This window comes from Pseudoalteromonas sp. S558 (assembly GCF_005886635.1).
Classification (GTDB): domain Bacteria; phylum Pseudomonadota; class Gammaproteobacteria; order Enterobacterales; family Alteromonadaceae; genus Pseudoalteromonas; species Pseudoalteromonas aliena.
In genome coordinates this window covers 1-11,867 of sequence record NZ_PNDU01000004.1, presented here as the reverse complement: position 1 = coordinate 11,867, position 11,867 = coordinate 1, and the positions used below count along the sequence as shown (strand labels likewise).

The 11,867-nt window shown below is 38.9% G+C and carries 9 protein-coding genes; 7 read left to right on the top strand and 2 right to left on the bottom strand.

From position 1 onward, the window contains the following. Window positions 1-168: 168 nt before the first annotated feature. Both CWB66_RS00145 and hflX read left to right on the top strand, forming a co-directional pair. The gene (locus tag CWB66_RS00145) at window positions 169-1,386 is read left to right on the top strand and encodes a pyridoxal phosphate-dependent aminotransferase (RefSeq protein ID WP_138583860.1); all 1,218 of its coding nucleotides are present in this window, start codon (window positions 169-171) and stop codon (window positions 1,384-1,386) included. Between the two features lie 233 nt (window positions 1,387-1,619). Beyond that, the gene (gene hflX / locus CWB66_RS00140) at window positions 1,620-2,975 is read left to right on the top strand and encodes a GTPase HflX (RefSeq protein ID WP_138583859.1); all 1,356 of its coding nucleotides are present in this window, start codon (window positions 1,620-1,622) and stop codon (window positions 2,973-2,975) included. 98 nt (window positions 2,976-3,073) lie between these two features. Here the strand turns inward: hflX and CWB66_RS00135 are convergent, their stop codons facing one another. Both CWB66_RS00135 and CWB66_RS00130 read right to left on the bottom strand, forming a co-directional pair. Further along, window positions 3,074-4,807, bottom strand: a complete 1,734-nt coding sequence (locus CWB66_RS00135) for an AMP-binding protein (RefSeq protein WP_138583858.1) — start codon at window positions 4,805-4,807, stop codon at window positions 3,074-3,076. Between the two features lie 184 nt (window positions 4,808-4,991). After that, the gene (locus CWB66_RS00130; protein WP_138583857.1) at window positions 4,992-5,438 is read right to left on the bottom strand and encodes a DUF3010 family protein; all 447 of its coding nucleotides are present in this window, start codon (window positions 5,436-5,438) and stop codon (window positions 4,992-4,994) included. A 355-nt stretch (window positions 5,439-5,793) separates the two neighbouring features. On the opposite strand from CWB66_RS00130, the gene thrS reads away from it, so the two are divergent. From thrS to CWB66_RS00105, 5 genes are all read left to right on the top strand, one after another. Beyond that, entirely contained in the window at window positions 5,794-7,704 is a 1,911-nt protein-coding gene (gene thrS / locus CWB66_RS00125) for a threonine--tRNA ligase (protein WP_138583856.1), read from the top strand. Window positions 7,705-7,762: 58 nt separating this feature from the next. Beyond that, the gene (gene infC / locus CWB66_RS00120; RefSeq protein ID WP_077538071.1) at window positions 7,763-8,323 is read left to right on the top strand and encodes a translation initiation factor IF-3; all 561 of its coding nucleotides are present in this window, start codon (window positions 7,763-7,765) and stop codon (window positions 8,321-8,323) included. A gap of 212 nt (window positions 8,324-8,535) precedes the next feature. After that, window positions 8,536-8,736 (top strand): 50S ribosomal protein L35, encoded by a 201-nt coding sequence (gene rpmI / locus CWB66_RS00115; RefSeq protein ID WP_002960713.1) that lies wholly within the window; start codon window positions 8,536-8,538, stop codon window positions 8,734-8,736. A 15-nt stretch (window positions 8,737-8,751) separates the two neighbouring features. Beyond that, the gene (rplT, locus tag CWB66_RS00110; protein WP_002960711.1) at window positions 8,752-9,111 is read left to right on the top strand and encodes a 50S ribosomal protein L20; all 360 of its coding nucleotides are present in this window, start codon (window positions 8,752-8,754) and stop codon (window positions 9,109-9,111) included. A gap of 758 nt (window positions 9,112-9,869) precedes the next feature. Beyond that, a complete protein-coding gene (locus CWB66_RS00105) occupies window positions 9,870-11,690 on the top strand; it encodes a M14 family metallopeptidase (RefSeq protein ID WP_138583855.1) in 1,821 nt (606 codons plus the stop codon). The last annotated feature ends 177 nt before the right edge of the window (window positions 11,691-11,867 follow it).

Sequence of the window (11,867 nt, the reverse complement as noted above, 5' to 3'; positions counted from 1 at the left end):
ATAAATGGCAAACATGCGCTGCCCTATGGGTTCTTCCTAGGGGCTATTTTCTCTTTGTTACTCAATTTTTACTTAGCCCACTAGGTTACAAATCTCGCGCCGCGATTAAATCGCCCCTAGGTTGAACAAATTTAATCCATAAAGTCAATACGCCCTAAAGAGGTAAAAATGTCTGATATTAAAAAGAGTCATAAGTTAGAAGGTGTATGCTATGACATCCGTGGACCGGTTTTAGCGCAAGCTAAAAAAATGGAAGACGAAGGTCAAAAAGTATTGAAGTTGAATATAGGCAACCCAGCCGCTTTTGGCTTTGATATGCCTGAAGATATGCATCGCGATATTATCCGCAATTTATATTCAGCTCAAGGTTACTGTGACTCCAAAGGCCTCTATTCAGCTCGCGTGGCTATTTATCAGCATTATCAGCAACGTAAGTTACATAATTTAGACGTTGATAACATTTATATTGGTAACGGTGTAAGTGAACTGATCCAAATGGTCACCCAAGCGCTACTCAATAATGGTGATGAAGTACTTATTCCTGCACCCGATTATCCGCTTTGGACTGCATCGGTTAAGCTATCAGGGGGTAACCCAGTTCATTATTTATGCGACGAAGAGCAAGATTGGTTTCCAGATATTGCTGACATAAAAAGTAAAATCACTTCAAAAACAAAAGCATTGGTATTAATTAACCCTAATAATCCAACCGGTGCGGTTTATAGCGACGACTTGTTAATGCAATTAATCGATATAGCACGAGACCACAAATTACTGTTATTGAGCGATGAAATTTACGAGAAGATTTTATACGACGGTGTAACGCACACGTCTATAGGTTCGCTTTGCGATGATGTGCCAATTATTACTTTTAACGGTTTGGCAAAAACATATCGTGCTGCAGGGCTTAGAATGGGATGGATGGTGTTGAGTGGCCGTACTTCGGTAATGGACGACTTACGCAAAGGCCTAGATATACTTGCCTCTATGCGTTTATGTGCAAACGTACCAGCTCAATATGCTATTCAACAAGCGTTAGGTGGCGTGCAATCAATTGATAATTTAATTAATCCCGGTGGTCGTTTATACGAGCAGCGTGATATAGCTTGGCGTGGTTTAAATGCAATTGAAGGTATTAGCTGTAAAAAACCAAAGGGTGCTCTATATGCGTTTGCTAAGGTAGATACAGCGTATTTTAATGTTAAAGACGATGAGCAAATGATGTTTGACTTGCTCAAAGCTGAAAAAATATTATTAGTACATGGTAGGGCGTTTAATTGGCCTGAGCCAGATCACTTTAGATTAGTCTTTTTGCCAAACAAAGATGATTTGTCGGATGCGATGCTAAAAATGAAACGCTTTTTTAAAGACTATCGTCAAGTTTAGTGAGCGGTATTAAGTTAAGTGCTCAGGGTATGTTGAATTTTCAACGTACCCTTAATATCTCCTTTACTGATACCTAAATAACGTCATTTATAATGCCAGTAAAGATGTGTTTTGATAATAATGACTGATAGTCAGTTATAAAGGCTGTAAAGCTTTGCTATAACAGCGTAGGATCAAGTTACTTTCGAATGAAAAATAGGTTTGCACTTCAGGTGCATTAACACACAAAAATTATGCAATTAACTGCAAAACCATCACTTCCTAATGCGTTACTTATTTCTATTAGTACACCACAGTTTAAAGGTGACGAAGCAACAGAGTCGCTTGCAGAGCTTGCGCGTTTGGTTACTACGTTAGGGTTTAAAGTAGTAGGTACGCAATCGCAAAAACAAAGCTCTACTCAAAAAGTTAATGTGCTTGGCTCAGGTAAACTAGCAGAAATAGCCCATCTTACTGGTAATAAAGGCTCCGCTGCAGATGAGCAAGAGGATGAAAATGTTCTTGATGACGATCCATTATCTGACATGCCGTCAGAAATCCCATCAGACGAACTTGATTTTGCCTGTGCAGATGTAGTGGTATTTGACTGCGATTTAACGCCTTCTCAACTACGTAATGTTGAGAACCAGTTAGGCGTAGAAGTATTTGACCGTACTGGGATTATCATAGAGATATTCAGCCGTCATGCGCGTACTAAAACTGCAAAATTACAAGTTGAGATTGCGCGCCTTAATTATGTAGCGCCACGGCTTCGTGAAACATCCACAGGTGATAAAGAACGCCAAATGGGTAAAGGTGCGGGTGAAACCACACTTGAACTAAACCGTCGTAAAGTACGCGATCAATTAGCAGAACTAAAGCGCGAACTTGTTAGTGTTCAAGATGTAATGATGGACAGGCGTACGCAGCGCTCAGAGCTATTCTCAGTGGCTTTAATTGGTTATACCAATGCGGGCAAGTCATCAATGATGCGTGCAATTACCGGCAGTGATGTAGAGGGAGAAAATAAGCTCTTTGCAACGCTAGATACCACTGTTCGGGCGCTGTACCCGATCACACAGCCTCGTATATTGGTGTCAGATACTGTTGGTTTTATTAAAAAATTACCTCATGATTTGGTTGCTTCATTTCATTCAACATTAGCAGAAGCTCATGATGCATCACTATTGTTATATGTAGTTGATGCATCTGACCCTTCATTTCGCTCACAGCTTGAAGTAGTACATAAAGTTTTGGCTGAAGTTGGAGTGGAAGGCAGTAAAAAGTTATTGGTACTGAATAAATCAGACCAATTAAGTACTGAACAGCAGCAGTCGCTAATGGATGAGTTTCCTGATGCAATGATGACCTCTACGCGTAACCCTGATGACATTAGTAAACTGCATAAATACATTGTTGATATAGCTCAAGAGGACATGATTGAAGAAGAGGTTGTTATACCCTACACCGCCAAAGGTATCGTGGGCGAAATTCGGTCAAGCATGAGTGTTGTTAAAGAAGAATATGAATACAGTCATATTAAATTAACAGTACGCTCAAGTGCGATTGATTTAGAGCGTTTAAAAAAGAGAATGTTGGATTTACAATAAATTCAAAACACAAAAAGCACAGCCAATTGGCTGTGCTTTTTAATAGTTGCTTGAGGTATATTTATTATTCGCAATACGGGTTTTCCATAGAGGAGAAATTAAGAGAAAGCCTTATCGCTTAGCTCTTCTTGCATTTGCTCGCGCATTTTAAATTTTTGCAGTTTACCTGTTACTGTCATTGGGTAGTTTTCTACAAAGCGGATATGTCGTGGCATTTTAAAGTAGGCTAGTTTGTCTTTCAAAAAGTCACGAATTGCCTGCTCATCAAGCAGAACATCTTCTTTTGGTTGGATCCAAGCGCACACTTCCTCGCCATACCTTTCATCTGTTATACCAAATATGGCAGCATCTTGAATGCCCGGGTAGGTGTAAAGTACTTCTTCTATTTCTCGAGGGTAAATGTTTTCGCCGCCACGAATAATCATATCTTTGATCCTGCCAACGATACTTACAAATCCTTCAGTATCCATAACACCTAAATCACCAGAGTGCAGCCAACCGCCTTCATCTATAGTGGCTTGTGTTTTAGCTTCGTCATTCCAATAGCAGCGCATTATGCCTGCCCCTTTACTACATACTTCGCCTGGTAGGCCAATTTTTTGAATATTACCCAGCTCGTCAATAATTTTAACCTCAGTATGTGCAAGAGCGCGGCCAACTGTCGTTACTTGCCGTTCTATTGAGGAGTCTGTTTCGGTAATGTTGTTTATGGGGCTGCACTCTGTTTGCCCGTAAGCAATAAGTACTTGATGCATGTTCATTTGTGTTTGTACTTTTCGCATTACTTGCTCTGGGCATGTAGAGCCTGCCATAACACCCGTGCGTAAAGTACTTAGGTCATAATCGTTAAAATTACTCAGCTCAAGCTCACTAATAAACATAGTAGGTACACCGTGCAGCGCTGTACAACCTTCTTGCTGAACTACATCAAGGGTAGTTTTTGCATCAAATGAATCACTAGGATAAATAGCCGCAGCGCCTTTAGTTACGCACAATAAGCTGCCTAATACCATCGCAAAACAATGATATAAAGGGACTGGGATACATAATTTGTCGTCGCTTGTAAAATGCATAGATTCGGCAACAAATAGCGCGTTATTTAAAATGTTTTTATGGGTAAGCGTTGCGCCTTTTGGACTGCCTGTTGTGCCTGATGTAAATTGAATATTGATGTCTTGCTCTGCATTTAAGTGTGTACCTATTGCTTTTAATTCGAGCGCATGTGCTGCTGTTGGTAAGTTAATAACGTCATTAAAACAATACATACCTGAAGATGCTTCATCGCCAATGCGAATTATATTTTTAAGAGTGGGCAGTGCTTTTAAATTTAGTTCGTTTTTATCGCAAGTTGCAAGTTCTGGCGCTAAACCATTAAGCATCTCTAAATAGTCACTGCCTTTGAAGTTTGATGCCGTAATGAGGGTTGAACACTCAACACTATTTAACGCATATTGTAATTCATTAGGGCGGTATGCTGGATTAATACACACCATTATTGCGCCAATTTTAGCCGTTGCAAATTGGGTTAAGCACCACTCAATATTATTAGGAGACCAAATACCCACTCGCTCACCAGGTTTTATGCCAAGGGCAAGCAACCCCATAGCAAGTTGATTAACTTCTTGTTGAAATTCTTTATACGTTAAGCGAATACCCTGATGATGAACTACTACAGCTAATGCTTCTGGGTTTTTGTCGACAATAAAATCAAAGTACTCGCCGATAGTTGAATTTGTTAAAGGTGTGCTTTGTATACCTTTAAAATAGCTTTGTGATAACGGTAAGTGATTTATTTGTTCTATTTCTTTTACTGCAATAGTGTGTGTGTGCATTGCTCTCTCCATGAAAATGTGCGTGAGTTATTAAACTACAAAGTTAAAATAAACACATATTGTCGACAAAGAGAAGTGCGGTTAGACTAATGTATTAGTGGTTTTATAAAAACCGAACCTGTTTTTTAGGCACAAAAAAACGCGTCTTACAAAGTAAGTACGCGTTTTTAAACGAGCAATGAGTTTACATTTCGTCGCTGCGGTATGTTTTTTTCATTATATAAACGTAGGCATTTACAAATGCATTTTCTTGGTACTTTTTAAGACCCGTTTCTTCAAAATCAATAGGAATAGGATTACGCTTAACCTGTTCTTTAATTTCGGTTGTGGTAAATAAACGTACATCTAAATTGTCAATTAATTGAATCGCAGTTTCCATTTTGAATCCCTTTGCGCTGCCAGCAAATTTACCTTTAGGCTGGCGCTCACGGATTGCAACAGAATCAATTTGGTAATCTTGCATTAGTTTTGCAAAATCGAATTGAAATTTACGCATTACTTCAGTGTTGTTACCGTTACCTAATGTAAAGCGTGTTTGGCGCACATCGCGAATATCAAATACGTCATTATCTTTACTTAAAATACAAAGTAGTACATCACTACCGGTAATTTCTACACCACATGTTCTCATGTCTATTCTCTAAAATAACTTAATTACGCAGTATTATACGCAACACACATTAAAATGCGAGTGTAGGTATAGGTGTAGGTGTGTAATTAGCGCGTTGATGCTTTTATATTTTAACTAAATGATTTTTTTTGTACTAAAAGCTGCATTTAGTGCTCAAAACTGGAGGATTTCACCCCTTTAAACTTGTAATTAAATGCACAGCACGCGACAATATATCCTTGTAGTTGAACAGACTCGTCATCTACATTAATTAGTCAATGCTTATTCGTAAAAGCGTTGTCGAGCCATTCTCATTTAATTTAATAAAAATACACGTGATACATTGTAGGTGTCACCACTGTAGTAAGGATTTATAATGCCAGTTATTACTCTTCCAGACGGAAGCCAACGTAGTTTTGAAAACCCTGTAAGTACGCTTGATGTTGCAAACGATATTGGTCCTGGTTTAGCTAAAGCGACCATTGCAGGTCGTGTTAATGGCGACCGTGTTGATGCATGTGACTTAATAAGTGAAGATTCTCGCCTTGAGATCATCACCGCAAAAGACGATGACGGTCTTGAAATTATTCGTCACTCGTGTGCTCACTTAATTGGTCATGCAGTTAAGCAACTTTTCCCAGACGCAAAAATGGCAATTGGTCCTACTATTGATAATGGTTTTTACTACGATATCGATATTGAACATTCATTATCACAAGATGATCTTGAAGCAATTGAAAAGCGTATGTTGCAACTTGCAAAAACAAACTACGACGTAGTGAAAAAAACAGTAAGCTGGCAAGAAGCACGCGATACTTTTGAAGCGCGTGGCGAAACATACAAAATAGAAATTTTGGACGAGAACATTGCTAAAGATGATCGTCCAGGTTTATATCATCACGAAGAATATGTAGACATGTGTCGTGGACCTCACGTTCCTAACATGAAATTTTGCCAAAACTTCAAAATAATGAAAGTGGCAGGTGCATATTGGCGTGGTGATTCAGAAAACAAAATGCTACAACGTATTTACGGCACAGCGTGGGGCGATAAAAAGCAACTTAAAGCGTATTTAAAACGTCTTGAAGAAGCTGAAAAACGCGACCACCGCCGCATTGGTAAAGCGCTTGATTTATGGCATTGGCAAGAAGAAGCGCCAGGCATGGTATTTTGGCACAACGATGGTTGGAGCATTTACCGTGAACTTGAAGAATTTGTACGTGAAAAATTACGCGAATATGAGTACGAAGAAGTAAAAGGTCCAATGATGATGGACCGTTCATTGTGGGAAAAATCAGGTCACTGGGAAAAGTATTCAGACGCAATGTTTACCACTGAGTCTGAAAAGCGTGAATACGCAATTAAACCAATGAACTGCCCAGGTCACGTGCAAATCTTTAACCAAGGTTTAAAGTCGTACCGTGATTTACCACTTCGTATGGCTGAGTTTGGTTGTTGTCATCGTAACGAGCCATCAGGCGCACTACATGGCTTAATGCGTGTTCGTGGCTTTACACAAGATGATGCTCACATTTTCTGTACAGAAGAACAGATAATGGACGAAGTGTCAGCGTGTATTAAGATGGTTTATGATACCTATGAAACATTCGGTTTTGAGAAGATTGTCGTTAAGCTTTCAACTCGCCCAGAACAACGCATTGGTGAAGACCATATGTGGGATAAAGCTGAGCTTGCATTAGCTGATGCACTTAAGCTAAATGATATTGAATTTGATTACCTACCGGGTGAAGGCGCGTTTTACGGTCCTAAAATTGAATTTACTTTGTACGATTGTTTAGACAGAGCGTGGCAGTGTGGTACAGTGCAACTAGATTTTGCATTACCGGGTCGTTTAGGCGCTACTTATGTAGCAGAAAATAATGAACGTCGTACACCTGTAATGATACATCGTGCCATTTTAGGTTCTATAGAACGCTTTATTGGTATTTTAACAGAAGAGTATGCCGGTTTATTCCCAACGTGGCTTGCACCAAAGCAAGTGGTAATTATGAATATTACCGATAAACAAGCGCCTTATGTTAAAGAAGTTGTGCAAAAATTAAATAAATTAGGTATTAGAGCCGCTGCTGACTTGAGAAATGAGAAGATTGGCTTTAAAATCCGTGAACATACACTTAAGCGTATTCCATACTTACTTGTTGTTGGCGATAAAGAAGTTGAGCAGCAAGAAGTAGCAGTGCGTACGCGCACAGGTGAAGACCTTGGCAAATTTAATGTTGACGATTTTGTAGCTAAAATTAGCGAAGAAATTAAAAGTCGACAGTAAAAACAGAGCGTGTAAGGCATAACAAACAGCCAATTACACGCTTATATTATTAATATTCTTGGAGGAACGTACTATTAGAGGCGGCAAGAAAGGGCAACAAACAGCCCAAAAAAATCGTATTAACGAAGAAATTACAGCTCAAGAAGTTCGTTTAATTGACCTTGAAGGCGAACAAGCTGGAATTCAGTCATTAAAAGACGCACAAACTATGGCTGACGCAGCGGGTGTTGATCTTGTTGAGATTAGCCCAAATGCTGAGCCGCCTGTTTGTAGAATCATGGACTACGGTAAGTTCATCTTTGAAAAAAGTAAAGAACTGAAAGAGCAGAAGAAGAAGCAAAAGCAGATCCAGATAAAAGAAATCAAATTCCGTCCTGGTACGGATGAAGGTGATTATCAGGTTAAGCTTCGCAACTTACGTAAGTTCTTAGAAGGTGGCGATAAAGCTAAAATAACCATCCGCTTCCGTGGTCGTGAAATGGCTCACCAAGAAATTGGTATAGAATTATTAAACCGTATCAAAACCGATTTAGAAGAGCTTGCAGTTGTAGAGTCTTTCCCAAATCGTGTTGAAGGCCGCCAAATGGTTATGATGATGGCGCCTGTTGCTAAAAAATAATTTTTAAGCGATAATACGCACCGAAATTAGCCTAGGTCTGCAAGTTAATATGCAAATATTCACCTAGGTTAACCGGTCTTAAAGTAAGATTGCAGCATTTATGTTGGGTCTTCACCGGAACATGGCAGTAAGTTAGGCCTAAAAGTGGAGCTATAGAAATATATCTCACGCCTACTTACTAATTTAAAAGCAATACAATTGGAGTTATTGCAATGGCTTATAAGCTAAAAAGTCACAGTGGCGCTGCTAAGCGTTTCAAAAAGACTGCTTCTGGCGGTTTCAAGCGTAAACAAGCGCATCTTCGTCATATTCTGACTAAGAAAACGTCTAAGCGTAAGTTACACCTACGTCCTAAGATGATGGTTCATAAAAATGACCATGGTCTAGTTTCACGTATGTTACCGTTCGCTTAATAGGGGTTTTTAGAAATGGCAAGAGTTAAACGCGGCGTTGTCGCACGTGCACGTCACAAAAAAGTTTTAAAACAAGCAAAAGGTTACTACGGAGCACGTTCACGTGTTTACCGCGTAGCTTTCCAGGCTGTTACTAAAGCGGGTCAATACGCTTACCGTGACCGTCGTGCGAAGAAACGTACATTCCGTCAATTATGGATTGCACGTATCAATGCTGCTTCACGTCAAAATGGTCTGTCTTACAGCCGTTTTATCAACGGTCTTAAAAAGACTTCTGTAGAAATCGATCGTAAGATCCTTGCAGATATCGCTGTTTATGACCAAGTTGCATTCGCAGCGCTTGTAGAAAAAGCAAAAGAAGGCCTAGCGGCTTAAGCTTTTTCATATAAGTATCAAAAAGGAGCCTATGGCTCCTTTTTTTGTGCTTAAACCTTGAGTGACCTTACTTAACCTGAACTCTGGTTAAGAGATTTACGAACGTATTGAATAATGGTGATATTTAAATTTATTTTCTCTAGCGAGAGATTTGCAGTGAAAACAAGGCGAATTTGCGCGTCAATAGCTAGGCTATTGCAAGTAAATTCAACGTAGTTAGCGCTGAAAATAGCTGCTTGGGATAGATTTATTATCCAGCGTTCAGGTTACTTACACCAACTTGCATCAATCTTTGAGCAATTTAACGAATTAAATTTCATTATAACGTCCTTAAAATTTTTTTATTTAGAACACTAGATACAAAAATTTTGCCTAGTTCTAGCGTAATCTTCTTAACGTTAAATAGACCCCATATATAAGCAGATTGGTATTAGTAATCGACTGTAAGGATGCAAGAAGTAATTGCCGAGACAACCCTATGTTATTTTCGTCTGGTTATTTACATGTTATCGCTATAATTGCTCACTAATTTATTGCTGTTAGTACTATTTTCACAACTAAAGTGATTACAGAGTTAGTAAAGCTAGGCTTTTGCATATTAATACATTGAATTAAAAGACACTAATAATACTAAATTACGGACTTGAACGTGTGATATGTAATTGGCTGCATTTTTTTGTTGAATCACCGCAGTTTCCTCATTTAAAAAAAATTACTTGATATAATTTATATAATTAACGCGTTTGTTAGAGATTTTTATGTTTGCAAGTTTATTATTTTTATCTGCAAGTGTGGCGTATGACGCACATTTGCCTCCTCTCATAAAGTGGCAAGGCCAAAGCGTAGAGCTTTTACAAAAACAGGGTCCATTGACAACTGACTTTGAGTTGTCTGGTGGTGAAATTTCACCTGATTATGCAGGAACTGTGGCATTTGTAGATAGGCTTGTTGCTGCAAACCCCACTCAGTTTAAATCGCAAACAATAGGCTATAGCAATAGTAAACGTGCAATTAAAATGCTAGTTGCAAGTGAGCAAGGTTTTTTTGAAGCCGGTAAAATGGCTAATAGCACTAAGCCAACTATTTTTATTCAAGCAGGGATCCATGCGGGAGAAATAGACGGCAAAGATGCCATGTTTATGTTACTTAGGGATATTGCGACAGGCAAACGCCGCGATATTCTAAAAAAGGTAAATATCTTATTTATTCCTATTTTGAATGTAGATGGGCACGAACGCAGTAGTGTATTCAATCGGATCAATCAGCGTGGCCCCGCTAAAATGGGCTTTAGAACAAATGCGAACAATCTTAATTTAAATCGCGATTTTACTAAATTAGATACTCCAGAAGTTAGAAGTGTTTTAAAGGTTATTAACGACTATAACCCAAATTTATACATTGATGTACATGTAACCGATGGCGCAGATTACCAATACGATGTGACTTATGGCTACAATCCGGTCTTTTCAAGCGAATCGCCAGCGGTATCTGATACATTAAATCAGTTTTTTAAACCGGTGATTGACAATACGCTGGCTGAGCAAGGGCACACACCTGGGCCACTTGTTTTTGTTATGGATAAGCGTGACTTTAAAAAAGGCCTCGCGGGATGGGTTGCAACACCTCGTTATTCTAACGGTTGGGGTGATTTAAAGTCTCTCCCTACTATTTTAGTAGAAAATCATTCATTAAAGCCTTATAAACAGCGTGTATTGGGTACGTATGTGTTTTTAGATGGCGTAATTAATGCACTTTCAACGCATAGTCACGAGTTAGCTAATGCAGTAAAAAAAGAACAAGAATTTGTTCCTAAACAGTTAATAGTAAAGCGTGGCTATGCCAAGCAGGCTGACACTATTGCACAGTTTAAAGGTATTGAATATTCATCAAGCATGAATGCACTCTCAGGTCAAAATGAAGTGAAGTATTTAGGTAAAGCACATACATATATTGACTTACCTATTTATTGGCAAAAAGATGTAGAGCACACGGTTGAAGTACCTAAGGCGTTTTTTATTCCACCAGTGTACAGTGACATTATTGAGAAATTAAAGTTACACGGTGTTTCTGTTAATAAACTAGAAGGGGCAAATACACAGCCTTTAAAAGTGGCTAAGGTAACAGAGCACTCGTTTGATAAAGCTCCCTATGAAGGTCGCTTTAGAGTGTCGGCTAGTTTTGATTATTTGCCTGTCATCAATATCGATTTGGATGGTTGGTATCAAGTAACAACGCAACAAAAAGTAGGTGAGTTAGCGGTGCATTTGTTGCATCCGGAGGCACCAGATTCATTTTTTGCGTGGGGTGAATTTAACACCATTTTTCAGCAAACAGAATACATGGAGAATTATGCGTTAATTCCATACGCTCGTAAAATGCTAAAAGATAAGCCAACGCTTGCACTCGCGTTTGATAAAAAAATTAATGACGACAAGGCATTTTCTCTAGACCCTGATGCACGTTTAAATTGGCTGTATGAGCACAGCCCTTTCTATGATCAAGCCTATTTAAAATACCCAATACTTATGTCGTTCGAAGAAAAGGTTGTGATACCTGATCAAAAAGATAAAGAAATATAATATGAAGATCATAAGGATTCCTGTCATACCCTTTGCTCAAAATTACCGTATTATAGCTTGCTCAGAGACTAAGCAAGCTGTTGTCGTCGAGCAAGGTGGTTATTCCCATAAATAGTCGATAATGCAGCATAAATGCCAAACATGCGCTGCCCTTTGAGCTCGATCTAGGGACGATTA